Source organism: Streptomyces sp. V4I23 (assembly GCF_030817975.1).
Taxonomy (GTDB): domain Bacteria; phylum Actinomycetota; class Actinomycetes; order Streptomycetales; family Streptomycetaceae; genus Streptomyces.
Map to the genome: position 1 here is coordinate 3,894,565 of NZ_JAUSZW010000004.1, position 26,160 is coordinate 3,920,724.

Below are 26,160 nucleotides of genomic sequence, written 5' to 3' on the forward strand. Positions count from 1 at the left end.
GTTCTTCGGACCGAGAAGGGCCTGCTCCTCGAAATCGGGATAGCGCTCGGCGATGCAGTGATCCCTGGCTGCTGTTTCTCATCGAAGAGCCGGGGCTGGTGGCCAAGTACCAGAGGTCATACGATCTCGCCAGGACCGCCGCACTCTCGCCGAAGGCGTCCCTGGCCCTCATCGAATCAGCGGCGAAGGACTACGCGTACCCATGAGCACCGCACATGACCTGACCTCCGTGACCTGGCGGAAGTCCTCGTACAGCAACGGCGAAGGCGGCGCCTGCCTGGAAGTCGCCAACAGCATTCCGGGCGCCTTGTCGTCGGATCCCAGCAGGCCGTCGATCCCTCACCGTCATGGTGTTAACCATGCGCTCCCGCCCAGGCGTCGACCTCACCGGCCCAGCCGAACTGCAGAAGCTCCTTGGGCAGGTACTCGGACTCGACCTCGATCGGGATGTCGTTGTCGTAGGCCATGCATGCAATGGCGAGCGGGGTGAGGGCTACCAGGCCATCGCTGTTCAGGGAACGGGCCTCGTCGCCGGTCCAGTACTGCTTGTGCCATGTGAGGAACTCGGCCAGCGAGGTGTTGAACTTCTCCGTCTCCCCGAGGTTGTAGAGCTGAAAGAGCTCGAGCGGCGGGTAAAGGATCTTCAGCAACGTCTCCTCGTCGGCAATCTGGGCCACCTGGGGACTGGCTCCGTCAATCGCCTCGACCAGCTTGTTCCCCATGCCGTCCGCCCGGCGGAACCAGTAGCTCTGAAGGGCCTCCACCCAGCTGTAGACGTACTCGTCGAACACGGCGCCGGACTCACGGAGGAGCGATACCGGGACCTGCATGAGCCGGTCGAGTCGCTCATTCTCGCGGCAGATCGCCGCCAGGTAGACCGCGGTGAGCCAGGCCCCGGCGTGCGTGTATGGGGTCGGTCCGGTCGCCGGGAGATGCTTCACTTCGCCGGCGATCCCGATGCGGCACGGCCAGGGCCTTCCGCAGCCACAGCCGCATCGAATAGCGCGGAACCGACCTGCATGGCTGTGACCCACGCCTCCCACGTCTCGAACCTTGCAGCCTGAGGATCGGCCGCACAGCACGACATGGCCACGGTCAAGGTGGAGTTAAGAGCCCGGGAGCGGGCCATCTCCGATTGCTCGAGGCGGTCGATCACCCGACTGGTGCTCTTCTTGAGCGCTGCCATGTCCTCCTGAGTTGCCTCAACAGGCAAGTCATGACGGGCAACGCTGTCTGTCACGTCTCGAACTCGCCCACCCAGGAACGGTCCAGGAGGCGGACGGGCAGGTAGTCGGACTCGACCTCGATGGGGAAGCCTGCGTCATACGCAAGGCACGCGATGGCCAGCGGCCCGAGGGCCAGGAACCCCGCGATGTCCCCCGACCGCTCCGGCGTGCTCCAGTACGCCTTGTGAAGTTCCAGAGCCTCTGCCAGCGCCTGGTTGAACCCGTCGTGATCCTTGCGCAGGAACTTGTAGAAGAGATTGATCGGCGGATACAGCACGCACTGGAGGAGATCGCGCGGCGCGATCGTGGCGATGTCCGGATGGGACTGCTCGATGGCAGCTGTCAGCTTCTCCGGCAGCCGCGGCTGCTCACGCCAGTACGTCTGCAGTGCGTCCACCCAGTGGTAAACGTACTCATCGCCCTCGGCACCGGACGCTCGCAGGAGATCGAGTGGAATATTGCACATTTGATCCATACGGGGTTGGTCCCGGCAGATGATGACGAACCAGAGCACAGTCAGCCAGTTGCCCGCGTTCGCGTAGAACTGGGGGCCCGTGGCGTTGATCGTCCGCATCTCATGTGAAATGCGCGTCTCGATCGACCCTTGGGTGACGGACGCGGCGGCAAAGGCCGCGGTACCCACCTGCATGGCCGAGACGGTCGCATCCCACGTGACGAAACGGTTACCACGCGGATTAAGGGCCTGGTTCACCTGCACCTGCAGGAGCGCTTCGTTCAGGGCCATGCCGACGATCGCAGGAGAGGCGTCCAGATTCTGGATGCTCGTCTCGAACTCCTTGGTCAGGCGCTTTGCCGTCTGCTCGTCAACCGCAGGAAGGGCGTGCCGCTCGACAATCACCGTCACGGAGTGCTCCCGTCAATGGACTCGAAGGAGAAGTCTTCCTCCTTGAACTTTCCGACGTTGAATCGGCTGCTCTTGAATCCCCCATAAGTCGGCCCGTTGGAAACTCCCTTGACAAGGATGTACTCGACCTTGTCCGCGATGAGGGCCTTCTTCAAGTCAGTGTACAGCTTGAGTTCAGCGGCATCTCCGCCCTGCGCTCTCTTCCACATCTCGTTCATGATGTCGAGGAAATATTCGCGCGAGCCCTGCTTCGCCTTGTATCCACTCGGCAGCGTCCGCTCGTTCATGCCCGTGCGGACGTCACTCTTCGCCTCGATGATGACGAAGCCTTCGTCGTTCTTGCGCCGCCAGACCTGGTCGAACTGGTCGTTTCCGTTCTTGGGGCCAGCGGTCGGCTCCCACTTGGCACCTGGGTAGTACTTATCGATCACATGGTGGCGGGCGACTGCCTCGCCGTAGGCCTCCGAGGCCTTGGACATCGTGTCGTGGTAGGGCGCATGGTGAGCCTTGAGGGCTTCGTACGCCGCCTTGTTCTCGGGAGTCCCATTCGCTTTCCATTCCTTCTTGGCGTCTGCGAGCGGATCGTGCAGGCGGTTGTCCGCCTGGACCGCCTCATACCGCGCCTTGGCCCGGTCGTCCAGGGTTCTTCCAGCCTGCGGGTCGTTGATCTCATCGGGAGTGCCCGAACGGTCCCAGCCCTCGTAGTACTTCGTCGGGAAGGCCGACGGAGCGTTGTCCTTCGGGATCCACACATTCGGATCGGCCGGGTCCTTGATCAGCTGCGGCGGCGGGAAGCCACTCTCGTCAGCGACGTCGGTGTCTTGGCGATAGCCACGCGGCCAGTAGTACTCGTCGAAGTACCCCTCCTCGTAATTGGCTCGGTAGACCTGGATTTCCGTAACTTGCTCCCGCGTGAGCGACCCGGGAGGACCGTAGGGGTTGTCCCCCTGGCGCATAAAGCTTGGAGGGTCGGGAACACGGTCCGGACCGGCAACACCACCGGCCGGCGTAGCCGCGTCGTCCCCTCCGCGCGCCGCGTCGTCCGCGCCACCCGTGCCCGGCGTCTCCGCGTGCCCGGAGCCGCCCGACAGGCCGTCGTCGACCGCCGAGCCGCCCGGCAGGTCGCCGCCGCCCGTACCCGGGGTGTCCGTGCGGGGACCCGGGACCGCGTTGTCGCCGAGGTTTCCGCCCGGCGGCGTGCCGCCGCTGCCCGTAGTCGGGGTGGTGTCACCCGAGCGGCCCGCGCCGCCCACCCCGTTGTCCAAGCTGTTCGTCGGCAGGTTGTTGCCCGCTCCGCCGCCCGGCAGGTTGTTGCCGGCCTGGCCCGTGGGCAGGTTGTTCGCCCCGCCGCCCGGTGCACGGTCGAACGCCCCGCCGCCCGGGGCCTCGTCGCCCGCCCGGCCGACGTCGCCCAGGTCGCTGCCGAGCCGGACCCCGTCGTCGCCGCCGCGTGCGCCCACGCCCGCAAGGGCCGGCACTTCGGCCGGGGTGCGCACCAGGGGGTTGTCCGCTCCCGACGTCGGGTTGGACACCGCGGGCGACCCTTCCTTGTGCGCCTGCTCGACGGTCTGCTTGACCGTGCCGTCCGCCGCCAGCAGGTTGCCGTCCTTGTCGAAGTAGGACACCGAGCCGTCGAACGGGTCGGTCACCTTGGCCGTGCCCTCCGGCAGCGCCGTCGCACCCTCCGGGACCTTGACCGTGCCCTCGGGTACCGGCAGGGAGCCCGTCGGGGCCGGGGTGCCCTCCGGCAGCTTCACCATGCCGTCGCCGAAGTCGACCGCGCCCGCGGGGATCGGGGTGCCCTCCGGGAGGCGGACCGTCCCGGCCGGGACCTCGAACGCGCCCTCCGGGACCGCCGCGCCCTCCGGCAGGTGCAGCGTGCCGTCCGGGAGCTTGAACGAGCCCTCCGGCAGCGCGATCGCGCCCTCCGGGATCGGCGGGAACTCGATCTTGCCCATGCCCTTGAGCCCGGCCATCACATCGCTGATCTTCGACAGGCCCGCACCGGCGCCCTTGAAGATGTACGTCGTCGGGTCGAGAGCCCGGCCCGCCTTGCCCGCCACCGACAGGACCTTCGCCGCCGCGCCCGCCTTGCCGGCGCCCGCCACCGCGCCGCCGGTGCCGCCCGTGAAGACCGTCGTCAGCACGTTGAACGTGACCGCACCCGCGGCCCGGCCCGGGTGCGCGTCCCACTGGTCCCAGGCCAGCAGCGCCTTGCCCGTCTCCTTCATCGCCGTACGCGAGTCCCGGATCCAGGACGGCAGATCCTTCTCGTCGGCCGTCCAGAGCCAGACGGCGGTCCCGGGGCTGAGGGAGAGCGCGAGGCCGGTCGCCAGCTTGCCCAGGCCGACCCACGCCTGGCCCGCCGCGTCCCAGCCGTCGAAGCCGACCAGCGTGCCCAGGCCCTTGATCGTGCCCCACACTCCGTCGACGAAGAAGCCCTCCACGAAGTCCCCGGCGTGCTCCCACACCTGCCACCACGGAGTGGACTCCTCGACGGCGTCGCCCCAGGGCAGGCTCTTGGCCTGCTTGAGGGCCTCGGCGTCGTAGCCGTACATGCCCTTTCCGTTGGAGCCGTCGTTCACCTTGAGCGGATCGCCGTTGACCAGGGCGACGATCTTGTTGTGGCAGGCGCGTTCCGCCTCCTGGAACTGCGTCCACACCTCGGCGATCCTGTTGCGGCGCTCGAGGTTCTCCTCGATCAGATCGCCGTCCTCGCGCCACTTGTCGTCGTCCGCGACTTTGGTGCGGAACGCCTCGGCCTCCCGCTTGAGGTCCTTCAGCTGCTGCACCAGCGGACGGATGTCACTGGCGTACGTGCCCAGCGCGCCTGCGACGGTACCGAGGTCCGAACTCAAGGTCCCGGCCTTGTCCTTGACCGGCTGCGTCACCGCGAACAGCTGCTCCGCCTCCGGCGCCTGGTAGAACGCCCGCAGCCCGCCGAACGTGGTGTGCACGTCGCCGGCGGCCGTCACGATCTTGGCACCGTCCCCCGACAGGTCCTTGACCGCCTTGTCCAGCTCTTCGAGACTGCCCGTGAAGACGGGTATCTCCGCCGGATCGACCGGTGCGTTGCTCACTGCTTCGTCCCCCCGGGCATGTCCTTCTTCAGCAGGTCCAGGCGCACCGAACGAGCCGCGTCCTGCGCCTCCTTGGCGGCGTCCAGGTCGCCCTCGACGTACTCACTGGTGGCCTTGGCGGCGCCCAGGACGGCGGCCTGGATGCGCTTGCCCATGGCGTCGAGGTCCTTGCCGCGCTCCTTCAGGAACTCGCTCAGTGCCGCGGCCACCGGTCCCATCGCCTTCTGCGTCAGGGGCTTCCCGGTTGCTGTCGGCCCGTGCAAGGGTGTCTCGGACGCCGAGCCCGGGACCGCCGTGCCCGCAGCCTGTGCCGCCGCCGACATGTGCGTGCCCATGTTGGTCAAGGCCTTCTCGAGCTCACCGGCACGTGTGCCGGTGAGCTTCAACTGGCCCTGAACTCCCTGCGGCTTGATGTCCCACGCCGTCATGAACGCCCCCCTGCACAACCCGAACCGCCAACTGCACCACGAAGAAGACACACGAAGCCCTGCGCCCGCTGGAACGGTTCACCTGCGGGCGCGCGTCCCCTGCACGTCAGCCGATGTTGTCGACAGCTGCCTTCGCACGCTGGATCGTCTGCTGCGCCGTCACGTCGTTCTTCTCCAGCGTCGTCTTCAGCAACTGGATGATGTTGCGAACCTCTTGCGAGGTGTTGTTCCACCGCAGTTCCTTGGCGTGGTAGTCGTCCGCCACGCCGTCCGCCTGGAAGTCCTTCATCGCGTTCTTCACCTGCGTGTCACGCGCCTGGATGACCTGCTCCAGGCGGGCGATCACCGCCTGGATGTTGCCCTGCGCCTCCGACGACGCACCCGTGTCGTACGCACGGCGGTCCTCACCAGCCATCACACACCACTCCCCGTAGAAGATTCGGAACCGAGCACTTCAGCCGGCCGTCGGGTCAGGAACGGCCCGAGAACCGCGCCAGGTCGAAGTTCGCGGACGCCATCTGCGTGTTCGCGTTCTCCCCCTGCTCCTGCGTGCCGGTGCCGAACGCCGCGTCCATGCCCGCCTGACCGCCCAGAATCGCCGCCAGCGAACCGTTCAGCGCCGCCGTGATCTCGTCCGCACGCGACTTGAACAGGTCGAACGCCACCTTGCCCGAGCCGTGGAACTTGCCCTCCAGCGGCTGCGCCGCCTGGATGAGCTGACGGATCAGCAGCCCGAGATCCGTACTGGACCCCTGCGACTGCGACTTCAGGGTCGACAGGACCTGCGCCCCCATGTCGAACTTCATCGGACTCCCCCGCCAGACGGATGATCGTACAAACGCCATTCTAGGCAACCCCTATGACACATCCGCATCTTCAATCGCGTCACTGTGACCAACCCACGACAGAGACAGACCGGTTCCAGTCACGAAGGCGCAAATAGCCTTACTCGCCCTTCAGATGGCGCATCAGCCGATCGAAGTCCTGCCACCCCGACAGGTCCGACGGGTCACCGGGCAACGGGTAGTAGAGCGCCGGACGGGTACGGGGACCGAGCTGGACGGGCCGATCGGACTGCGGTGTCTTACGGGCGCGGTCGCCGGGAATCTGCCGGACCTCCTCCGCGCCGAGGACGAAAGCCACCGGGACACCCGGTCCCTCGAAGCTCGGCGGCACGGCCAGATCGCGGCGGGCTCGGCGGAGTTGAACGAGCATCGACTGCAGGCGATGCCGCGTGGCGAGCGCCTCCGCGGCCCGTGGCAGGGCGTCCAGTGGAGGTTCCTCGTCGGATCCGTAGCCGAAGGCGAGCGCGACGTCCTCTTCGACGCCCGCCGTCGTCCGGCTGATCCGAACCGTGGCCAGGGCAGGCCGGGACGGGCTGCCGACCACCACGACCCAGGTCGGCTCGGGCGCCCGTTCGTAGGCCACATCGGTGAGCCGGCGCGGTGACCACGGCAGGTTCGCGGGCTCCGCGGTGCCCCAGCCGGCGGGCGGTTCGCCGGTGAGCTCCCGCCACACCGTCTCCAGCGCGCCGCCGAGCACCAGGCGGTCGTCGGCGGGGTGGACCGTGCGGAACGACAGAGCCAACTGGCGCTCGCCGGTCTCCGTGACCTCCTTGTAGGCGTCGGCCACCTCTGCACGCCGGTCGTCGGGGGTCGAGTCGGCCGCCTCGACCGGCGCGAACAGTCCGTCCTGCCAGCGCAGTACGGCGCCGGACAGGCCGTCGTAGTAGCCGTCCCGCTCGTCCTGCACGACCCAGCGCGACGGCCAGCCGGGCAGAGCGTTGCGCACAGCCGGCGAGAGGGTGGTCCCCGCGGGACTGACGATCTGCAGGCCGAGACCCGCGTCGGCCGCGGCACGGAAAGCGTCGGCCAGCCAAGCCGTCATCGCGACCACCGGGCGATCCTGGATGACAACGGCGACCCTGTCCGTCAGCACGTCGACGGCGGGCTGCGCCGCGGCCGGTACGGGCACCAGACCCGCGCCGTCGCTCTCCACCACCGCGAGGGAGCGCGCGGCCTCCGGCGGATGGGCGGAGCCGCCGAGCAGCGAGACGAGCCGGGCCGCGAAGGTGCCTGCCAGCCGTTCGGCCTCGGCGACGCCCGTGGTGGCCCGGGCCTCGGTCCACCAGTACGGGACCTCCGGTGCCGTGGCCCCGAGCAGGCGCTCCGCCTCGCCCGGGACCTGCACGAGCATCGGGGACTCGACGGAGACGAAGGGCCTTCCCTCCGCGTCGCAGAGCTGGACGACGGCACCGTCGCCCTGAGCGCCCACGAGCTTGTCGGGGCCTCCCGCGAGCAGTCCCGCGAGCATGGCGGCGGGGTCGGGCATCCGCTGGGTGAGGGCTATGACGTCCTTGGTCATGGGGTGCTCGTCCGGTTCCTCGTCATGGGGTGATCCTTCAGGGCCTTGTGCCGCTCTTCGGCAACAGGTGCAGTCACCGGCCGGTGTACACGGTCTGGATCAGGCGGTTCGGCTGGCCCCTGCGAAGGAAAACGCCGCGTCCCGCGGGCTGCTGGGAGGCGTACACACCGGGGAACAGCTGACCCTCGCTGCGGTCGCCGGCCATCAGCACGGCAGAGGCCCCCGATTCGCGCAGGCCCTGCACCAGCGGCTCGTACATGCCGCGCGACGCGCCCGCGACGCGGCGGGTCAGCACGAAGTGGAGACCGATGTCGACCGCGGACGGAATGTACGGCAGGAGGGGGCTGAGCGGCGACTGGCCCGCCGTGGTCAGCACGTCGTAGTCGTCGACGAGGACCACGATCCGCGGACCGCTGCCCCAGCTGCCGGGCTCCAGGTCCTCCAGGCGTGCGCTCTCGTCGGGCAGCCGCTTGTCCAGTTCGGTGGCGATGCCCGCGGAGAGGCCCGCGCACAGCTTGGCGTTGTACGCGTAGCCGCCGTTGAACTCCTCGGGGATCGCGCCGCGCAGACTGCGCCTCGGGTCCATGATGGCGAAGACCAGCTCGTCCTCGCCGTACCGGTCGATGAGTCCGTCGGCGATCGTCCGCAGCAGATTCGTCTTGCCGCATTCGCTGTCACCCATGACCAGTAGGTGCTGGTCGTGCCCGAACAGGTCGAGCATGACGGGCTCGAGCGCGGTCTGGTCGAGGCCGATCGGCACCTTGTGCGGCTCAGCAGCCGGGCCGGGCAGCACGTGCGGCTCCAGGACGTGCGGCAGAACCCGTACGGGCTGGGCCACGTCGCCGTTCCAGGTGGCGCGGACGGAGCGTGCGGTGCGTTCCAGGACGGCGCCGAGCTCCGAGGCATCGGCGAGGGTGTCGGTGCGGGGCAGCGCGACCTGTGCGAAGAGCTTGCCGTCGGTGAGTACCCGGCCGGGCTCGTCCGGTGACAGGGTCTCGGCGAGCTTGCGGTCGATGCTCGACTCGCTCGGGTCGTTCAGGCGCAGTTCGACACGGGTGCCGAAGTTCGACTGGGCGGCGATACGGACGTCGTTCCAGCGGAGCATGCCGGCGACGACGTGGATGCCGTAGCCGCCACCGCGCTTGAGGATGTCGACGACGGCGTCGTCGAGTTCGTCGAAGTCGTCGCGCAGCGCACCGAAGCCGTCGATGACGAGGACGATCTCGGCCGATGCCAGTTCGGGCAGCCGACCGGCCGCGTGCAGGGCGCGCAGCTGGTCGACGGAGTCGATGCCGTGCTCCCGGAAGAGGTCCTCGCGCAGGGCGAGCATGTTCCGTACCTCTTCCACGGTCCGTGCCGCGCGTTCGCGGTCGGCGCGGCCCGCGATGCCGCCTACGTGCGGCAGGCCCGCGAGGGCCTGGAGTCCGCCGCCGACCAGGTCGAGGCCGTAGATGCCGACCTCCTGCGGGGTGTGGGTCAGCGCCAGGGACAGGACGAGGGTGCGCAGGAGGGTCGTCTTGCCGGACTGCGGGCCGCCGATGACGGCCGCGTGTCCGCCCGCAACGGTGAGGTCGAGGAACCACTCGCCCTGCCACTGCTTGGTCGGGTCGTCGAGCAGTCCGAGCGGCACCGACAGCGCGCCCTTGCGCTTGGCGAGCTGCATGCCGCGCGCGCCCACGTCGAGCGGGCCGGCGACCTGGTCCAGGGCGATCGCGGTGGGCAGCGGGGGGAGCCAGATGCGGCGTACCGGAGCGGCGGCGCCCGTCAGCTGGTCGACCATGACGCCCATCTCGGTGGGGCCGGTCTCGCGGCGGCGCGTCGTCTGCTCCTGGGGCGCCGAACTGTCCGGTGTCCCCAGCGTGTTGTACGCCTCGTACTCGAGGGCGAGGGGCCCGGTGTCCTCGTCCTCGACGCGCCGCACCGGTCCGCGGTAGGCGCCGGAGACGTAGCTCGCCTTGAAGCGTTCGTAGTGGCTGGTGTCGACCTTGAGGTAGCCGAAGCCGGGCAGCGGCGGCAGATGGAAGGCGTCCGCGGTGTCGAGGACGGTACGGGACTCGTCGGCGGAGAAGGTGCGCAGGCCCAGCCGGTACGAGAGATAGGTGTCCAGCCCCTTGAGCTTGCCGCCCTCGATGCGCTGGCTGGACAGCAGCAGGTGCACACCGATGGAGCGGCCGATCCGGCCGATGGACAGGAACAGGTCGATGAAGTCCGGCTTGGCGGTCAGGAGTTCGCCGAACTCGTCGATGACGACGAACAGGTGCGGCAGCGGGTCGAGGTCGGGGCGCTTCTCGGCGCGCAGCGCCGCGTAGTCCCCGATGTCCGCCACGTTGCCCGCGTCCTTGAGGACCTGCTGGCGGCGCTTGACCTCGCCGGCGAGGGAGGCGTGGACGCGTTCGACGAGGCCGGCCTGGTTCTCCAGGTTGGTGATGACACCGGCGACGTGCGGGAGGCCGGCGAAGGGAGCGAAGGTGGCGCCGCCCTTGTAGTCGACGAGGACGAGGGCCAGGTCCTCCGGCGGGTGGGTGGCCACCAGCGCGAGGACGAGGGTGCGCAGCAGTTCCGATTTTCCGGATCCGGTGGCGCCGACGCACAGTCCGTGGGGGCCCATGCCGAGCTCGGACGACTCCTTCAGGTCCAGGAGCACCGGCTCGCGGGCGTCGCTGATGCCGATGGGGACGCGCAGGAACGCACGCTCGCCGCGCGGCGCCCACAGGTGCTCCAGGTCGAGCCGGGCCACGTCGTCGATGCCGAGCAGGTCGGCGAAGTCGACGGCCCCGGACAGCGGGGCGTCCACGAGGGACTCGGCGGAGAGCCGCAGCGGCGCCAGCATCCGCGCCAGGCCCTCGGCGAAGGCGATGCCGACCTCGTCCACGGTCCCGTGGGCGCTGATCGGTTCCTCTGCGCGCAGATCCTCGATGAACACCTGGTCGCCGTCGACGGTGATCCGTACGCCGACGTGACCCGGCTCCTGGATCCGCTGCTCGAGCAGATGGAGGACGGTGACGCCCATCTCGCGCAGGCCGACCGCCTCGTCGGGGCGCGGCAGGTCGACGGCGTCCTCGCCGTGCCCGTCGGTGACGACCAGCAGCCGGGAGTTCATGGTCAGGGCGTCCTTGCCCGCCAGGCCGCGCCGCACCTCTGCTGCGTAGGAGGCGCGGCGGCGCAGCTCGGGCCCGATCTGCCGGGCGAGCTGGGGCGTGGAGGGGGCGATGCGGCGGGCGGCGACGGGGCCGTCGAACTGCTCGGTGTCCAGCAGATGCGGCATCCACTTGGCCCACTCCCAGTCGCCGAGCCGATCGCCGGGTGCGGCGATCGCGATGGCCACGTCGTCGGGAGCGTGCATCGCGGCGGACTGGACGAGCAGGGCACGGGCGACGCCCAGGCAGTCCTCGCGGGGGCCGATGACGCTGACGTTGCCGACACGGTCGAGGGGGACGGTGAGCGGGAGTTCGGTGCCGGTGCGGAAACGGGTGGTGAGTGCGGACGCCTCGTTGAGCATGAAGCGGTCGGGCGGTGTGAGGACGGACGAGCCCTGTTCGGCGATCTGCAGATCGCGAACCGGCATCTCGCCGGTGCCGACGCGCACCCGCAGGAAGTCGCCGTCGGCACGGCGGCGCTCCCACAGGCGCGCCGGGTCGCGGAGGATGTCGTACAGCGCGTGCGGCGGCGGGTTGAGCACGTCGGCGCGCTCGCGGCGCTCGCGTTCCTCCGCGGCCAGCTCCTCGCGCAGCTCCTCCAGATAGGCGAGGTACGCCTCCCGCTGGGTGCGGCGGGTGCGCTGGGCCTTGCCGCGCTGGGAGAAGACAAGCACCACGGAACCGACGATGGTGACGACCAGGATGATCGCCCCGAGCGCGGCGAACTGGCTGTTGCGGACGACCGTCATCATCACGACGGACGACATGACACCGGCGACAGGCAGCAGCGACATCGCGATGTTGCCGGCCTTCCCCTCGGGAAGGTTGGGCGGGGCTTCGATGGTGCGCGCCGTGGAGGCGGCCGGGGGCCGGGTGGTCCGGGCCGGGCGGTGTATCAGTCGGGTACTCATCGTCGTCCGTCGTTCAATGACGCTTCTGGGAGAGCTGGAAGACGGCGGCGGCCAGACGTGTGGCTGCCTGCCGCGTCCCACGGGCGAGCATGTCGGTACGGATCCTGCCGCCGGCCGCCAAGTGCCGGTCGTAGGGCAGGACGTGGACGCGCGCGCCGGTGGACTCGAGCTTCCGGGCGGCCTTGTCGACGTCGAGCCCAGGGTGCGGCACGAGTTCGGTCAGCACGACGACCGTGCCGGCGATCAGATGCGGGGGCAGCCCCTGCATCCACTGGAGCACCGAATAGGTGCTGGTGACGCCTTCCAGGGTGGCGGGCGCGGTCAGGACGCGGGCCTGGGCGGCGGACAGGGCGACGCGGGCGACCTCGGCGGGCAGCGTCTCGCAGTCGACGACCGTCACACCGAAGTAGCGTCGCAGCGCGACCATGACCCGCTCGTACGCCCGTGTGTCGAGCATCGCACCGATCTGGCCCTGACTTCCGGGCAGCAGCCAGGCGTTGTCGGGAAGTTGGACGAGGTAGCCGGTGACATCGAGCAGCGACATCTGGGGTTCGACGATGCCCGCGAGGTCACCGGTGGTCCAGCGCAGCGTCTCCGCACCGAGCCGCAGCGGCAGCGAGCCGAGAGCGGGATCGGCCTCGACGAGGAGAACGGGGTCCTGCCGGTAATGGGCGTAGGTGGTGCCGAGCAGGGCGGTGACGGTCGACTTGCCGGCACCGCCGCGTATGGAGACAACGGCTATCTGCCGGCCGGTCGTCACCGGCTGCTGGAGCATCTCCGCGGTACGCGTGATCTCCGCGACCTCGCGGGCGGCCGACGACGTGACGGTCCGGCGTACGGCGCGGACGGCGCGGGCGGCGAAGGACTCGCCTCGGCGGGGCCCCCGTCCGGCAGCGGCCAGGTCTCTGTCGACGACGGGGCGCGAGTCGGGGGTACGGGGGCCTTGGCCGGCCGGGGCGTACCGGGTGGGGGCTGAGGGGGCCGGGGCGTGACGGCCGGGCTGGTGCGGCCCGCCGCCCTGGTGGCCTGCCGGCGGTTCCTGCCCCTGGGGTCCGGTCTGCGGACCGGGCGGGTACGCGGGACCGGCCTGCTGAGGCGCACCTGCGCCGGGGGCTGCATACGGCACCTGGGCGCCCTGCGCGGTGACGGCCGGGCCGGGCACGGGCGCGCCCTGCGGCGGGACCCCGGGGGCGGGGCTCTGCACAGGGGCACCCTGCTGCGAGGCGGCACCCCCAGGGGTGCCGGGGGCCGCCTGCCCACCCGCGGCCTGCGCACTCTGCGGTGCGCCGCCCCTGAGGTCGCGCAGCACATCGCCCTGCCAGTTGTCTCCGTTCGGCATGCCTGCCCTTCTTGTCCGCCGTACTGCCCCGCGCGGAGCGCCTGCGTGTGACTCAGAACTTGTTGAGCAGCTGCCCGTACACACCGAACACGCCGACGGCAAGCGGGAAAAGGCCCACCACACCGATGGATTCGACCAGATCGGCCATGCGCCGCAGCCTGACCCGCACGTGTTCGGGTGGCTGGACCGCCAGGACGAGCAGCGGCAGCACCGCGGCCGCGCACAGCACGACGAGCGGCCCTGCACCACCGGCATGCTGCAACCACAGCATCACGAGACGTACGACCAGGGCCGCTGCGGCTGCGAAGAGCGCCACGACCTCCGCGACCAGAGGAAAGGCCCGCGCTCTCGACAGGAGCACCACGGCGACGACCGACGCCAGCGACACCGTCCATACTGTCGGCCTCTCGGCCTGCGTCAGCAGCCAGCCGCCGGCAGCCGCCGAGACCGCGGTGGCCATCGTGGCGAGGGCGAGGCCGCGGTGTGTGGCCGCGAGCGCGTTGCCGACCTGGTGGCGACTGACGGAGACGCCGCCCGAGCGCCGGTCGTCGAGTGCGGTGAGCCCCGATGCCATCAGGGCGAGCCGCGGAAGCATGCCGAGCAGCACCACGGAGAAGACGGCCATGACCGCTCCGAGCCGGGCCGGGTCGCCCTGGACGACGGCAACGGCCTCCCACACTCCGGTGATCGCGGCCGTGGCCATGGCGCCGATGAGACCGCCGCGGCCGAGCGGCGAGAAGTAGCCGAGCAGCGCCAGCGTCAGGACGAGCGCACCCGCCACGGCGGCGAGACGTGCGGTCCCCGGCCAGGCGTAGGCGTCGGCGGCGGTCCACGCGGTGAGGATGCCGAGCCCGCCTGCGGCGAGCAGGAGCGCTGTCGCCAGGCCCCGATTGCCCTGACCGATCCGGGCGACGAGCGCACCGGCGGCGGAAAGGACGAGCGTGGTGGCGGTGAGAGCACCGGCCAGGCCGTCGAGCGGGAACTCACGACGGGCGAGCACCGCGGCGATCACGGCGAAGGCGACGGTCGTCACGCCCGCCGCCACGCGCCGCGCCGCAGGGCGCCAGCGCCATGCCTGGAGGTCGAGGTCGTCGGCCACCTGGTCGGTGACGTCGTGCACCACGGGCGCCGGTGGCGCGGAGTGGGCACGGACGAGCCGGAGCACGGCGCCGTCGGCAACCTCCGCCGAAGCGAGCGTGCTGTCGTGCGGCAGCGCCGAGCCGTCGGGGGTGATCAACTGCCGTGTGAGCGGGCGCGATGCTACTCGATCATCGAGCAACTGCAGGATGTCCGGGAGCAGTTGACCGATCGGAGTGTCGGACGGCAGAACGATGTCGGCCCGGCGCCGCTCGCCGACCAGGGTCACCCTGCTCAACTGCGCCCGGGAGCTCGCTGCTGTGCTCACCACTTGTGTGAACCTGTCATCGCGGCGGATTCGGCGGACTTCTCCGGTTCCGCTGTTTCGGTCGAGGTCACCGGTCGCTGGTACTGCTGCTCCTGGAGTTGCTGCTTTTGCTGCTCGGCCTTCTGCTTCGCCAGAGTGTGCTGCAAGAAGGACCATCCGATGCACCCCGCGCACAGGACCGCCGCTATGGCGATGCCGGCGAACATCTTCCCGAGCCGCTCGTCCGCCGTACGCCGCGCCCGCCCCGCACCGAACAGCAGCGCGTCCCGCATTCTGCGTCGGCGTACCGCCACCGACTCCAGCAGCTGGCTGTCGTAGTCCCGCGACATCGCATCCCCCTTGTCTCGCCTCTGCAACATAAAGCATGGCTCGACAGGCGGTATGCGCCAGGGGCGGTCCTCCGCCACTCCACCGACCGGGCCGGTCCCCGGAGTTACCGCCGCCCGGGCCGGTGCCGGTCCGGCGCGAGCTCCGTCAACGTGTCCGTCAGCCACTTCGTCCAGAACGTCTCCAGCTCGATGCCCGCCCGCAGGACGACATGACGCAGCCGGTCCTCCTGGGTGATCCGGCGCTCCGGCGGGAAGTCGCGTGCCTCGATCTCCTCGTAGGCGGCCAACTGGGCGCGGTGCAGCTCCCTGTGGCGGACGAGTTCCTCCTCCAGGCCCGCGCCGCCGACCACCGCCGCCGCGCGCAGGCGCAGCAGCAGGGGGTCTCGTACGGTCTTCGGGTCCTCGGGGCGGGCCGTCCAGGCGGCCAGTTCCTCGCGGCCCGCGGGCAGGACCTCGTACTCCTTCTTCTGGCCGCGGGTCGGCTGGGCCGAGGGCAGTGCCCTGATGTGGCCGGCCTGCTCCAGTTTTCCCAGCTCGCGGTAGATCTGCTGGTGGGTCGCCGACCAGAAGTAGCCGATCGACCGGTCGAACCGGCGCGTCAGCTCCAGGCCCGAAGAGGGCTTTTCGAGCAGGGCCGTGAGGATCGCGTGGGGCAGGGACATGGCCGCATCGTAGGACGCGCCCCGCCCGGGGAATGCCGCGCGCCCGGCCCCCGGGCCGGGCGCGCTCCGCGGGGCGTCAGCCCGCCCAGACCTCGGCCTCGTCGGCCGGGACGGTGGTGGCCAGGCCCAGTTCCTTGCGGGCGGCGACCGTCTTGTTCGGGTCGAGACCGGTGAAGGCAGGGTCGTAGGAGAGGTAGAACGCGTCGGAGTCGGCGGCGTTCGCGGCCTTGTTCCAGTGGCCGGCGGTCTTCTCCAGCTGCGCGCGGAGCTTGCCGGTCTCCGCGCCCTCGATGCCCTGAAGGCCCTTGACGTGCGCGTCGAGGGCGGCGGCGACGGCCTTGGCCTGCGCCTTGTAGCCGGCGAGGTCGTCCTCGACGTTCTCCGCCTCGGGCTGGTTGTTCCACAGCGCGTCGTAGACGGCGTTCGCACCCTTGAGGTACGCGGCCTGCTCGGGCCCCGCGCTGCCCGCGGTCTTCAGCGAGCCGGTGAAGGAGCCCTTCTCCTTGGTGTAGGAGCAGCTCACGGCGCGGTCGCCGGTCGACCAGCTCTCCTGAGTGGGCGTGTAGTAGAAGATCTCGACGCCCTCGGGGAGTGCCCAGGTGTCCGGGGCGAACTTCGCCGCCTCGGCCGGGCACCGCTCGTCGGCGATAGCCCAGATCGCCTCGTTGCCGGGGAACGCCTTCTCGTCGTCGAGCGTGAACTCGCCGACGACCTGCCCCTGGTGCGGCTCGCCGCAGGGCACCATCTCGATGGTGACCGCCTCGCCCTCGACCGCCTTGCTGTTCGGGTTGTAGCAGTCCCCGGGGTTGAGCTGGAACACCGACCGCTGGCGCGCCACCTTCTCGGCGCCCTCCTTGGCGCTCTCGACGACGTCCGAGCACCCCACGGCGCCGGCCGCGAGCAGGGCGACGACGGCGGATATGCCGCGCAGGGAACGGGAGGGGGTGCGGACTGCCATGACGCGTACATCCTCTTACGGAAGTCTTATGAATGTCGTGCGCATCGTATGCCACCCCTGTGACCGGGCTGTGGGCACGGGTGCGTACGGCCCGGGAGACGTCCGCGAACGTCTCGCCTCCCGGTCGCCGCACCGAGTTCATGCCCCCCGTCGGCCCCTCGCCGAGGCCGACGGGGACCCGTTCTCACAGGGCGGCGGCGAGCCGGGTGCCCTGGTCGATGGCGCGCTTCGCGTCCAGCTCGGCCGCCACGTCCGCGCCGCCGATGAGGTGGACCGTGCGGCCGGCGGCGGTCAGCTCGTCGTACAGCGAACGCTGCGGCTCCTGCCCGGTGCACAGCACCACCGTGTCGACCGGCAGCACGGAGGAGGCGCCGTCGACCGTGATGTGCAGGCCCTCGTCGTCGATCCGCTCGTACGTCACGCCGGCCGTCATCGTCACCCCGCGGTGCTTGAGCTCGGTGCGGTGGATCCAGCCGGTCGTCTTGCCGAGTCCGGCGCCGACCTTGCTCGTCTTGCGCTGGAGCAGGTGCACGGCGCGCGGCGGCGCGGGGCGCTTCGGCGCGGTGAGGCCACCGGGTCCGGCGTACGCGGTGTCGACGCCCCACTGGCGGAAGTACGTCTCCGCGTCCAGGCTCGCACCCTCGCCGCCGTCGGTGAGGTACTCGGCCACGTCGAAGCCGATGCCGCCCGCGCCGACGACCGCGACGCGCTCGCCGACCGGCGCGCCGTCGCGCAGCACGTCGAGGTAGCTGACGACGCTCGGGTGGTCGATGCCCGCGATCTCGGGGACGCGCGGGGTCACTCCCGTGGCGACCACGACCTCGTCGTAGTCGTCGGCCGACAGGTCGGCGGCGGCGACACGGGTGCCGAGGCGCACCTCGACACCGCGCTCGGCCAGCTGGGTGCGGAAGTAGCGCAGGGTCTCGTCGAACTCCTGCTTGCCCGGGACGCGCTTGGCGATGTTCAGCTGGCCGCCGATCTCGTCGGCCGCGTCGAACAGGGTGACGGCGTGGCCGCGTTCGGCGGCGGAGACGGCGCAGGCCAGTCCGGCGGGTCCGGCCCCCACGACGGCGACGCGCTTCTTCAGCCGGGTGGGGGCGAGGACGAGCTCGGTCTCGTGGCACGCGCGCGGATTGACCAGGCAGGAGGTGATCTTCAGGCTGAACGTGTGGTCGAGGCAGGCCTGGTTGCAGCCGATGCAGGTGTTGATGGTCTCGGGCCGGCCGGCCTGCGCCTTGGCCACGAACGCGGGGTCGGCGAGGAACGGCCGTGCCATCGAGACCATGTCCGCGCGCCCGTCGGCGAGCAACTGCTCGGCCACGTCGGGGGTGTTGATGCGGTTGCTGGTCACCAGCGGGACGGACACCGCGCCCATGAGCTTCTTGGTGACCCAGGTGTAGGCGCCGCGCGGCACCGAGGTCGCGATGGTGGGGATACGGGCCTCGTGCCAGCCGATGCCGGTGTTGATGATCGTGACACCGGCGGCCTCCACGGCCTTGGCGAGCGTGATCACCTCGTCGAGCGAGGAGCCGCCGGGCACCAGGTCGAGCATGGAGAGCCGGTAGATCAGGATGAAGTCGGCGCCGACGGCCTCGCGGGTGCGGCGGATGATCTCCAGGGGCAGCCGGACGCGGTTCTCGTACGAGCCGCCCCAGCGGTCGGTGCGCTGGTTGGTGGCGCTCGCGATGAACTCGTTGACGAAGTAGCCCTCGGAGCCCATGATCTCGACGCCGTCGTACCCGGCGGACTTGGCGAGGACGGCCGCGCGGACGAAGTCCTCGATCGTCTCCTCGATCTCCGCGTCGGTGAGCTCGTGCGGGACGAACGGGCTGATCGGGGCCTGGATCGCGCTCGGGGCGACGAGGTCCTGGTGGTAGGCGTACCGGCCGAAGTGCAGGATCTGCATGGCGATCCGGCCGCCCTCGGCGTGCACGGCGTCGGTGACGACCCGGTGCCGGGCGGCCTCGTCCTCGGTGGTGAGCTTGGCACCGCCCTCGTAGGGGCGGCCGCGGTCGTTCGGCGCGATGCCGCCGGTGACGATCAGGCCGACGCCGCCGCGGGCGCGCTCGGCGTAGAAGGCGGCCATGCGCTCGAAGCCGTTCTCGGCCTCTTCGAGGCCGACGTGCATGGAGCCCATCAGCACCCGGTTGGGCAGCGTCGTGAACCCGAGGTCGAGCGGGCTCAGCAGATGCGGGTACGGGGTCGGCCGTGCAGTGCTCGTACTCATCGGGGCGCCTCCTCGCGCGGGCTGGTCGGTTCAAGTTCTAGCCGCCCTCCGGAGTCTTTTGCAACAAAGTGCAAAATGAGCTCGGTCACGCTCGGCCGAACGCGATCGTCCCCGCGGTCGAATAAGTGCAGCGCCGGCACCGGCTGACCCTGGCGGGCGTCGCGCCGCGGGCCCGGCGGCGTGGTCACTTCTGCGCATGCTCGCCGACATAGAAGAGGAGCCACACGAAACCCGCGAAGAAGTGGGTCGCGACCACGTACACGAAGACGCGCAGCGCCACGCCGCGCTCCTTCCACTCCTCGCTCTCGTGCCCGCCCACGGCAGCCTCCGGTCCTCGGGTCGGCCCCGGGGGGAGCCACAGGACAGGGCACGGGGGCGGGGTGGCCGGGGCGGAATACAGACCGGAGGGCCTTGGTTGAGGGGGCTATAGTTCAATATTCAACCATCAGCCCGAGAGGTGAGCCCCCATGCAGTTCGGCATCTTCACGGTCGGGGACGTCACGACCGACCCGACCACCGGCCGTACGCCGAGCGAGCACGAGCGGATCAAGGCCACGATCGCCATCGCCGAGAAGGCGGAGGAGGTCGGCCTGGACGTCTTCGCGACGGGAGAGCACCACAACCCGCCCTTCGTGCCGTCGTCCCCCACCACCCTCCTCGGGCACATCGCGGCCAGGACCGACCGGCTGATCCTGTCCACCTCGACCACGCTGATCACCACCAACGACCCGGTGAAGATCGCCGAGGACTACGCCTACCTCCAGCACATCGCCGACGGGCGCGTCGACCTCATGATGGGCCGCGGCAACACCGGCCCGGTCTATCCGTGGTTCGGGCAGGACATCCGCCAGGGCATCCCGCTCGCCATCGAGAACTACGCGCTTCTCCACAGGCTGTGGAGGGAGGACGTGGTCGACTGGGAGGGGAAGTTCCGCACGCCGTTGCAGGGCTTCACCGCGACCCCGCGCCCGCTGGACGGCGTGCCGCCGTTCGTCTGGCACGGTTCGATCCGCTCCCCCGAGATCGCCGAGCAGGCCGCGTACTACGGCGACGGCTTCTTCCACAACAACATCTTCTGGCCCATGTCCCACACCAGGAAGATGGTCGCGCTCTACCGCGAGCGCTACGCGCACTACGGGCACGGCACGCCCGAGCAGGCGATCGTCGGGCTAGGCGGCCAGGTGTTCATGCGCCGCAACTCGCAGGACGCCGTGAAGGAGTTCCGCCCCTACTTCGACAACGCGCCGGTCTACGGCCACGGCCCGTCGCTGGAGGACTTCACCGAGCAGACGCCGCTGACCGTCGGCTCCCCGCAGCAGGTCGTCGAGCGCACGCTCGGCTTCCGCGACGCCGTCGGCGACTACCAGCGCCAGCTGTTCCTGATGGACCACGCCGGGCTGCCGCTGAAGACGGTGCTGGAGCAGCTCGACATCCTCGGCGAGGAGGTCGTGCCGGTGCTGCGCAAGGAGTTCGCCCGCCTGCGGCCGGCCGGAGTGCCCGAGACCGCGCCCCTGCACCCCGCCGTCGCCGCCCGCGACGCCCAGGACACGGACGCCCGCGGCGCGGACGTCCGGGACATGAAGGAGTCGTCATGACGCACACCGCCGAGCCGCTGAACCTCGTCGTCGTCTCCGCCGGGCTGAGCGTGCCGTCGTCCACGCGGCTGCTCGCCGACCGGCTCGCCGAGTCCGTACGACGCGAACTCGCGGGCAGCGGACGTCCGGTGGAGGTCCGCGTGGTGGAGCTGCGCGACCTGGCCGTTCCGATCGCCAACAACTTCGTGACGGGCTTCCCCGCGCCCGCGCTCGAGGAGGCGATCGAGGCGGTGACGGGGGCGGACGCCCTGATCGCCGTCACGCCGGTGTTCACGGCCTCGTACAGCGGGCTGTTCAAGTCCTTCTTCGACCTGATCGAGCCCGACGCCCTCGGTGGCAAGCCCGTCCTGATCGCGGCGACCGGCGGGACGGCCCGGCACTCGCTGGTGCTGGAGCACGCCCTGCGTCCGCTGTTCGCCTACCTGCGGGCGGTGGTGGTGCCGACGGCGGTCTACGCGGCGTCGGAGGACTGGGGCGGCACGGGCGACGCGCTCACCGCCACGCTGCCGGACCGCATCGCGCGGGCCGGGCGCGAGCTGGCCCGCATGCTGGCTCCGGCGGCCGGCGTCCCGGCCCAGGCCACGCCGGAGGAAGCGGTCACCGCCGACCTGTTTGCGTAGTTCTGTGCCCCTTCGGGTGGTTATCCGTAGGCTTGAACCGAGTTCGGGCTCATGAACCACGGAGGTGGCGGAATGGCGAAGTCGGGCAGGATCGTCGTAGGGGTGGACGGCTCCGAGCCGTCCGTCCGGGCACTGCGCTGGGCGGTGCGACAGGCCGGGCTCACGGGTGAGCCCCTGGAAGCCGTCATCAGCTGGGAGTACCCGGCGGCGGGCTGGGCGGCCATGGTGCCCGCCCTGCCCGCCGACTTCGACCCGGAGGCGATGGCGGGCAGGATCCTCGACGACACACTGGAGCAGACCATCGGCGCCGAGGCCGCGGCCGCGATCACGCGGAAGGTCCTCATCGGCAACCCGGCACAGGCCCTGATGGAGCGCGCCGAGGGGGCGACACTGCTGGTCGTGGGGGACCGCGGGTACAGCGGGTTCAAGGCGGCGCTGCTGGGCTCCGTCGGGCTCCATCTCACCCAGCACGCCCCCTGCCCGGTCGTGGTGGTGCGGGGCGAGGCGGACACGGCCTGACGGGAGCTTCCCGGTGCACGGGCCCGCCTGACGGGCTTCCCGGTCGGGCGGGCCCGGCGGGGGCCCGCCCTTCCGCGGGCGTTTCCCGGTTCGGCGGGCGTTGTCGGTGACGCCGCCTATGGTTTCGGCATGAGCCCTGCACTGATCGGGCGTGACCACCCCGCGGGCGTCCTCCGGACCGAGATCGGCCGGGCGACGGACAGCCACGGGGGCCTGGTGCTGGTCACCGGCGAGGCCGGCATCGGCAAGACGACCCTCGTCACCGCCGCGGCCGACGAGGCCCGGCGGCGCGGCGCCCTCGTGCTCGGCGGCTCCTGCTGGGACTCGGACAGCGCACCGGGCTACTGGCCCTGGGTCCAGGTCGTCCGCGGGCTGCGGCGGGGAGCCGGCGCGGACGCCTGGGCACAGGCCGAGAAGGCGGCCGGCGGGCTGCTCGCGGTCCTGCTCGGGGAGACGCCGGGCGACGCGGAGGCCGGCGGCGAGAGCTTCCCGATGTACGACGCGGTGACGACGGCGCTGGTCACCGTCTCGCAGCAGCGCCCCGTGGTCGTCGTCCTGGACGATCTGCACTGGGCCGACCCGGCGTCCCTGCGCCTGCTGGAATTCGCCGCCCAGCACACCTGGTTCGAGCGGCTGCTGCTCATCGGCACGTACCGGGACGCGGAGGTCGAGGCGGCCGACCATCCGCTCCAGGAGCTGATCCTGCCGCTGGCCGCCCGGGCCGCCGCCACGGTCACGCTCACCGGCCTGGAGCGCGACGAGGTCGGTGCGCTCATCGAGCTGACGGCCGGTATCGAGGCCGGACCCGGCCTCGTCGACGAGGTCCACCGGCGCACCGGCGGCAATCCGTTCTTCGTCGAGCAGACCGCCCGCATCTGGCACAGCGGCCAGCCCGTCACCACCGTCGCCCCCGGTGTGCGCGAGGCGGTCCGGCGGCGGCTCGCGCTGCTGCCCGGGCCGGTCGGCGCGCTGCTCGTCACCGCGGCCGTGCTGGGGCGGGAGTTCCACCGGCAGATGCTCGCGGCGGCAGCGGCGGCGCCCGTGCCGCAGGTGGACCGGCTGCTGGATCGGGCCGTCGCCGCGCGGCTGGTCGCCCCGCGGACGGGCGGCCGGTTCGCCTTCGCCCACGACCTCGTGCGGGAGACGCTGTACGAGGCGCTGGACGAGGCCGACGCGCGCGCCCGGCACGCGGCCGTCGTGCGGGCCGTCGCGGCCGCGCCCGACCTGAGCGAGAAGGTCCTCCCCGCCGACCTCGCACGGCACGCCCATCTCGCGGGCGACGAGCTGGAGCGCGAGCGCCGTGTCGAGCTGCTGATGGCGGCAGCCCGCGACGCGTCCGGACGGCTCGCCGGCGAGGAGGCCGTCGGCCACTACCGCCGCGCGCTCCAGGCCGCCGGGTCCGATGCACGCCGGGCCGCGCTCGTCTGCCTCGACCTCGGCGCGGAGCTGCGCCACAGCGGCGACGAGATCGACGCGTGGCGCCACTTCGACCGGGCCGCCGACCTGGCGGAGGAGCTCGGCGCCCCCGAGCTGCTGGCACGCGTCGCGATCACCCTCCACAACCAGAGCGACGTGCAGGGCGGCAGACAGCGGGCGCGGACCGGGCGACTGCTGCGCGACGCCTACCGCGCGCTGGTCGACCGGGGCGGCGAGGAACTCGCGGGCCTGTCGCACGAGCGGATCGCGCAGGACCTGGCCGTGCGCTGCACCGCCCTGGCGCGCAGCGAGGGCGACGACGACGCGCTGTCGTTCTCGCTGTGGGCGCGGCACGACGCGATCTGGGGACTCGGCACCTCCGCCGAGCGGCTGGACCTGACGGACGAGATGGCCGAGGTCGCCCGCCGCACGGACAACGCCGAGATGGAGCTGCACGCCACCGCGATGCGCTGGGTCTCGCTGCTGGAGCTGGGCGACCCGGGATATCTGGCGCAGCTGCACACCTTCGTCGGCCTGGCCGAGCGGACCGGCCTGCGCCGCTTCGAGCTGGGCGTCGCGGTCGACCGCTCGTTGATCGCCGCCCTCGCCGGCCGCTTCGACGAGGCCAGGCAGCTCCTGGACCAGGTGATCGGCACCCGGCGCGAGCACCCTGCCTTCGCCTTCATGACGTCCCACATGGACTGGGCCCTCAAGTTGCTGACGGGCCGCCTGGAGGAGGCGGCCGAGGCCGTGGCGGGTCTCGAGGAGGTGGGGCACCCGTATCCGCAGCTGCTGGAGGGGATCACAGCCGTCGAGCGGGGCGACGCCGGTCTCGCGCGGCGGCTGCTGGACGGGATCGAGCAGCGTGCCGAGTCGCTGCCGAGGGCGTTCGCGCCGCTGCTGATGCGGCTGCGGGCGCAGACGGCGGCGGCCTCGGGCGACGAGGACGCCATCGAGCGGGCCCGCGCGGCACTGGAGCCGTACGCCGGGCAGTGGGTGGTCTCGCTGTACGGGTGCGACATCAGCGGCCCGGTCGACCAGTGGCGGGGGCTGCTGGACGCGGCCCAGGGCCGGACGGCGGACGCGGTCCGGGCGCTGACGGCGGCGTACGCGTCGGCGGACCGGCTGCGGGCGCGGCCCTGGTCGGTGCGAGCCCGTGCGGCACTGGCCGATGTGCTGGAGGCGTCGGAAGGGGAGGCGGCCGCACGGTCGTTGAGGGCGGACGTGGAGCGCGAGGCACGGGAGCTGGGGCTGACGCATCTCCTGCGCGACCCGCAGGAACGGGCCGCGTCCCCGTCCGAGCCGGCCGCGCCCCGGCCGGCCCCCGGGGACGGGCCCGCGTCCGCGTCCGCGGGGGAGTTCCGGCGGGACGCAGCCGTGTGGGCGCTGTCGTTCGCGGGGCGTGCCGTGCACGTGCCCGACGCCAAGGGGCTGCGGGACCTGCACACCCTGCTCTCCCGCCCCGGGGACGACCTGTCCGCCGTGGTGCTGCTCGCCCCCGAGGGCGGCGAGGCCGTGGTCGCCGCGCGCGCCCTCGGCGGGGACCCGGTGCTCGACGACGAGGCGAAGAACCGCTACCGGCAGCGCCTCGCGCGCCTCGACGAGGAGATCGACCGGGCGGCGGCCCGTGGCGACGAGCGCCGCGCCGAGGAGTACGGGCGCGAACGCACCGCGCTTCTCCAGGAGTTGCGCGCGGCCGCCGGGCTCGGCGGCCGGACCCGGCGGCTGGGCGACGAGGCCGAACGCGCCCGCAAGACCGTCACGGCCCGCATCCGCGACACCCTGCGCCGCCTCGACGGCCTCCACCCCGAACTGGCCGCGCACCTGAGGGAATCGGTCTCCACAGGCGCCTCGTGCGCCTACCGCCCGCCACGGCCGGTCACCTGGCGCCTGTGACGGGGGCGCCGCGCACGGGCGCACGGCTGTGCGGCCCCGGGGACCGGCCCGACTCGTGCGCGCGGCGCGCCCCGCGCCCCTGCGTCAGGTCCTGACCACGTCCGCCACCACCACCGCGATGTTGTCCGCGCCGCCCCCCTCGTGGGCCAGCCCGATCAGGGCGTCGACGGCCGCCTCCGGGGCGGCGTCCGACGCGAGGCAGTCCCGTACGGCAGCCTGCGACACCGTCGTGGACAGGCCGTCCGAGCAGAGCAGAAAGCGGTCGCCCGCCTTCGCCTCGTGCAGCCGCAGGTCCGGCCTGCCCGGACCGTCGCCGGCGTCCAGCGCGCGCAGCAACATCGCCCGCTGCGGGTGCGCCGCAGCCTCCGCCTCGTCGAGGCCGCCCTCGTCGATCATCGACTGCACCACCGTGTGGTCGTGTGTGAGGCGGTGGAGCACCCCGTCGCGCAGCAGGTACGCGCGGGTGTCGCCGATGTGCGCCAGAGCCAGTTCCGAGCCGGTCCACAGCAGCGCGGTCAGCGTGGTGCCGGACTCGGGAAAGGCACGCACCGCCGTGCCGGCGCGGTGCACCGCGTCCTCCAGGGTGTTGAGCAGATCGCCCGCCCGCGAGGACGCCTGTGCGGCGGTCTCCAGCGGCTCCAGTGCGCCGATCGCCGCCGCGCTCGCCGCGGCCCCCGCGCCGCCGAAGCCGTCCGCGACGGCGAGCAGCCGCGTCCCGGCGTACACCGCGTCCTGGTCGGTCTCCCTGACGAGGCCGCGGTCCGTGCGGGCCGCGCAGCGCATCCCCAGGGGCATCGTGATCCGGTCCGTCATGTCGGTGTCCTTCCCTGACAACTGGTCCACGAGGAGGTCCGCCAGGCTCCGGCGCGCCGAGGTCTCCGACTCGACCTGCATCCAGTACGCCCGGATCTCGCGGGCCGCGGCATCCGTGTCCGTCTCCGCCAGGTCGCAGACCCGGCCGACACCGGCGAGCGGCATCCCGATCCGCCGCAGCCACGCCACGAGCCGGGCCCGCTCCACCTGGGCGTCGTCGTAGTACCGGTAGCCGGTGAACGGGTCGACGCGTGCGGGCGGCAGCAGGCCCAGCTCGTCGTAGCGCCGCAGCGCCCTCGCGGACAGCCGCGACGCGCGGGCGAACGCACCTATGGTCAGCAACCCCATGCCTGCCCGGCCTTCCTCCTCG

21 protein-coding genes and 1 pseudogene are annotated in these 26,160 nt (G+C 71.4%); 5 read left to right on the forward strand and 17 right to left on the reverse strand.

What is annotated here, in order from left to right:
- Nucleotides 1-202: 202 nt before the first annotated feature.
- Nucleotides 203-289: pseudogene (locus QFZ82_RS19930) on the forward strand (DUF397 domain-containing protein); the annotation flags it as partial.
- 64 nt (nt 290-353) lie between these two features.
- Here the strand turns inward: QFZ82_RS19930 and QFZ82_RS19935 are convergent.
- The 16 genes from QFZ82_RS19935 to QFZ82_RS20010 form a co-directional block, all read right to left on the reverse strand.
- Nucleotides 354-941: an immunity 49 family protein gene (locus QFZ82_RS19935; protein ID WP_307714454.1), complete on the reverse strand. Its 588-nt coding sequence runs from the start codon at nt 939-941 to the stop codon at nt 354-356.
- Nucleotides 938-1,186: a hypothetical protein gene (locus QFZ82_RS19940; protein WP_307714455.1), complete on the reverse strand. Its 249-nt coding sequence runs from the start codon at nt 1,184-1,186 to the stop codon at nt 938-940. The genes QFZ82_RS19935 and QFZ82_RS19940 overlap by 4 nt, the downstream gene beginning before the upstream one ends.
- 50 nt (nt 1,187-1,236) lie before the next feature.
- Nucleotides 1,237-2,091, reverse strand: a complete 855-nt coding sequence (locus QFZ82_RS19945; protein WP_307714456.1) for an immunity 49 family protein — start codon at nt 2,089-2,091, stop codon at nt 1,237-1,239.
- Complete coding sequence (locus QFZ82_RS19950; protein WP_307714457.1) at nt 2,088-5,171, reverse strand: hypothetical protein; 3,084 nt, start codon at nt 5,169-5,171, stop codon at nt 2,088-2,090. Before QFZ82_RS19950 ends, QFZ82_RS19945 begins: the two co-directional genes overlap by 4 nt.
- Entirely contained in the window at nt 5,168-5,599 is a 432-nt protein-coding gene (locus tag QFZ82_RS19955) for a DUF6507 family protein (RefSeq protein ID WP_307714458.1), read from the reverse strand. Before QFZ82_RS19955 ends, QFZ82_RS19950 begins: the two co-directional genes overlap by 4 nt.
- Before the next feature lie 106 nt (nt 5,600-5,705).
- Entirely contained in the window at nt 5,706-6,014 is a 309-nt protein-coding gene (locus QFZ82_RS19960) for a pore-forming ESAT-6 family protein (RefSeq protein ID WP_307714459.1), read from the reverse strand.
- Between the two features lie 55 nt (nt 6,015-6,069).
- Nucleotides 6,070-6,405 (reverse strand): hypothetical protein, encoded by a 336-nt coding sequence (locus QFZ82_RS19965; protein WP_307714460.1) that lies wholly within the window; start codon nt 6,403-6,405, stop codon nt 6,070-6,072.
- Nucleotides 6,406-6,544: 139 nt separating this feature from the next.
- Nucleotides 6,545-7,963 carry a DUF6177 family protein gene (locus QFZ82_RS19970; RefSeq protein ID WP_307714461.1) on the reverse strand — a complete coding sequence of 473 codons (1,419 nt, stop codon included), beginning with the start codon at nt 7,961-7,963 and terminating at the stop codon, nt 6,545-6,547.
- Nucleotides 7,964-8,036: 73 nt separating this feature from the next.
- Entirely contained in the window at nt 8,037-12,011 is a 3,975-nt protein-coding gene (gene eccCa, locus QFZ82_RS19975; RefSeq protein ID WP_307714462.1) for a type VII secretion protein EccCa, read from the reverse strand.
- A gap of 13 nt (nt 12,012-12,024) precedes the next feature.
- Nucleotides 12,025-13,350, reverse strand: coding sequence for a MinD/ParA family protein (locus QFZ82_RS19980; RefSeq protein ID WP_307714463.1), 1,326 nt, complete (start codon nt 13,348-13,350; stop codon nt 12,025-12,027).
- Between the two features lie 52 nt (nt 13,351-13,402).
- Nucleotides 13,403-14,758 (reverse strand): type VII secretion integral membrane protein EccD, encoded by a 1,356-nt coding sequence (gene eccD, locus QFZ82_RS19985; protein WP_307714464.1) that lies wholly within the window; start codon nt 14,756-14,758, stop codon nt 13,403-13,405.
- The gene (locus QFZ82_RS19990) at nt 14,752-15,084 is read right to left on the reverse strand and encodes a hypothetical protein (RefSeq protein WP_307714465.1); all 333 of its coding nucleotides are present in this window, start codon (nt 15,082-15,084) and stop codon (nt 14,752-14,754) included. The genes eccD and QFZ82_RS19990 overlap by 7 nt, the downstream gene beginning before the upstream one ends.
- 104 nt (nt 15,085-15,188) lie before the next feature.
- Nucleotides 15,189-15,746 carry a PadR family transcriptional regulator gene (locus QFZ82_RS19995; protein ID WP_307714466.1) on the reverse strand — a complete coding sequence of 186 codons (558 nt, stop codon included), beginning with the start codon at nt 15,744-15,746 and terminating at the stop codon, nt 15,189-15,191.
- 76 nt (nt 15,747-15,822) lie between these two features.
- Nucleotides 15,823-16,704, reverse strand: coding sequence for a septum formation family protein (locus tag QFZ82_RS20000; protein ID WP_307714467.1), 882 nt, complete (start codon nt 16,702-16,704; stop codon nt 15,823-15,825).
- Between the two features lie 184 nt (nt 16,705-16,888).
- Nucleotides 16,889-18,931 carry an NADPH-dependent 2,4-dienoyl-CoA reductase gene (locus QFZ82_RS20005; protein ID WP_307714468.1) on the reverse strand — a complete coding sequence of 681 codons (2,043 nt, stop codon included), beginning with the start codon at nt 18,929-18,931 and terminating at the stop codon, nt 16,889-16,891.
- 184 nt (nt 18,932-19,115) lie between these two features.
- Nucleotides 19,116-19,250 carry a DUF6126 family protein gene (locus tag QFZ82_RS20010; RefSeq protein WP_307714469.1) on the reverse strand — a complete coding sequence of 45 codons (135 nt, stop codon included), beginning with the start codon at nt 19,248-19,250 and terminating at the stop codon, nt 19,116-19,118.
- 148 nt (nt 19,251-19,398) lie between these two features.
- Here QFZ82_RS20010 and QFZ82_RS20015 point away from each other — a divergent pair, with 148 nt between their 5' ends.
- The 4 genes from QFZ82_RS20015 (at nt 19,399) to QFZ82_RS20030 (ending at nt 24,977) form a co-directional block, all read left to right on the forward strand.
- On the forward strand, nt 19,399-20,526 hold the full coding sequence (locus QFZ82_RS20015; protein WP_307714470.1) for an LLM class flavin-dependent oxidoreductase: 1,128 nt from the start codon (nt 19,399-19,401) through the stop codon (nt 20,524-20,526).
- On the forward strand, nt 20,523-21,146 hold the full coding sequence (locus tag QFZ82_RS20020; protein ID WP_307714471.1) for an FMN reductase: 624 nt from the start codon (nt 20,523-20,525) through the stop codon (nt 21,144-21,146). The genes QFZ82_RS20015 and QFZ82_RS20020 overlap by 4 nt, the downstream gene beginning before the upstream one ends.
- Before the next feature lie 72 nt (nt 21,147-21,218).
- A complete protein-coding gene (locus tag QFZ82_RS20025) occupies nt 21,219-21,665 on the forward strand; it encodes a universal stress protein (protein WP_307714472.1) in 447 nt (148 codons plus the stop codon).
- A gap of 129 nt (nt 21,666-21,794) precedes the next feature.
- The gene (locus tag QFZ82_RS20030; protein ID WP_307714473.1) at nt 21,795-24,977 is read left to right on the forward strand and encodes an AAA family ATPase; all 3,183 of its coding nucleotides are present in this window, start codon (nt 21,795-21,797) and stop codon (nt 24,975-24,977) included.
- A gap of 84 nt (nt 24,978-25,061) precedes the next feature.
- On the opposite strand, the gene QFZ82_RS20035 is transcribed toward QFZ82_RS20030, so the two are convergent.
- The gene (locus QFZ82_RS20035; RefSeq protein ID WP_307714474.1) at nt 25,062-26,138 is read right to left on the reverse strand and encodes a MerR family transcriptional regulator; all 1,077 of its coding nucleotides are present in this window, start codon (nt 26,136-26,138) and stop codon (nt 25,062-25,064) included.
- Between the last annotated feature and the right edge of the window lie 22 nt (nt 26,139-26,160).

Bases quoted from the DNA above. Each gene is read 5' to 3' on its own strand.
- QFZ82_RS20025 (WP_307714472.1), top strand. From the start codon at position 21,219: ATGGCGAAGTCGGGCAGGATCGTCGTAGGGGTGGACGGCTCCGAGCCG.
- QFZ82_RS19980 (WP_307714463.1), bottom strand. From the start codon at position 13,350: ATGCCGAACGGAGACAACTGGCAGGGCGATGTGCTGCGCGACCTCAGG.
- QFZ82_RS20000 (WP_307714467.1), bottom strand. From the start codon at position 16,704: ATGGCAGTCCGCACCCCCTCCCGTTCCCTGCGCGGCATATCCGCCGTC.
- QFZ82_RS20035 (WP_307714474.1), bottom strand. From the start codon at position 26,138: ATGGGGTTGCTGACCATAGGTGCGTTCGCCCGCGCGTCGCGGCTGTCC.
- QFZ82_RS20015 (WP_307714470.1), top strand. From the start codon at position 19,399: ATGCAGTTCGGCATCTTCACGGTCGGGGACGTCACGACCGACCCGACC.
- QFZ82_RS19995 (WP_307714466.1), bottom strand. From the start codon at position 15,746: ATGTCCCTGCCCCACGCGATCCTCACGGCCCTGCTCGAAAAGCCCTCT.
- QFZ82_RS19955 (WP_307714458.1), bottom strand. From the start codon at position 5,599: ATGACGGCGTGGGACATCAAGCCGCAGGGAGTTCAGGGCCAGTTGAAG.
- QFZ82_RS19960 (WP_307714459.1), bottom strand. From the start codon at position 6,014: ATGGCTGGTGAGGACCGCCGTGCGTACGACACGGGTGCGTCGTCGGAG.
- QFZ82_RS20030 (WP_307714473.1), top strand. From the start codon at position 21,795: ATGAGCCCTGCACTGATCGGGCGTGACCACCCCGCGGGCGTCCTCCGG.
- QFZ82_RS19970 (WP_307714461.1), bottom strand. From the start codon at position 7,963: ATGACCAAGGACGTCATAGCCCTCACCCAGCGGATGCCCGACCCCGCC.
- QFZ82_RS19940 (WP_307714455.1), bottom strand. From the start codon at position 1,186: ATGGCAGCGCTCAAGAAGAGCACCAGTCGGGTGATCGACCGCCTCGAG.
- QFZ82_RS20005 (WP_307714468.1), bottom strand. From the start codon at position 18,931: ATGAGTACGAGCACTGCACGGCCGACCCCGTACCCGCATCTGCTGAGC.
- QFZ82_RS19965 (WP_307714460.1), bottom strand. From the start codon at position 6,405: ATGAAGTTCGACATGGGGGCGCAGGTCCTGTCGACCCTGAAGTCGCAG.
- QFZ82_RS19990 (WP_307714465.1), bottom strand. From the start codon at position 15,084: ATGTCGCGGGACTACGACAGCCAGCTGCTGGAGTCGGTGGCGGTACGC.
- eccCa (WP_307714462.1), bottom strand. From the start codon at position 12,011: ATGAGTACCCGACTGATACACCGCCCGGCCCGGACCACCCGGCCCCCG.
- QFZ82_RS20020 (WP_307714471.1), top strand. From the start codon at position 20,523: ATGACGCACACCGCCGAGCCGCTGAACCTCGTCGTCGTCTCCGCCGGG.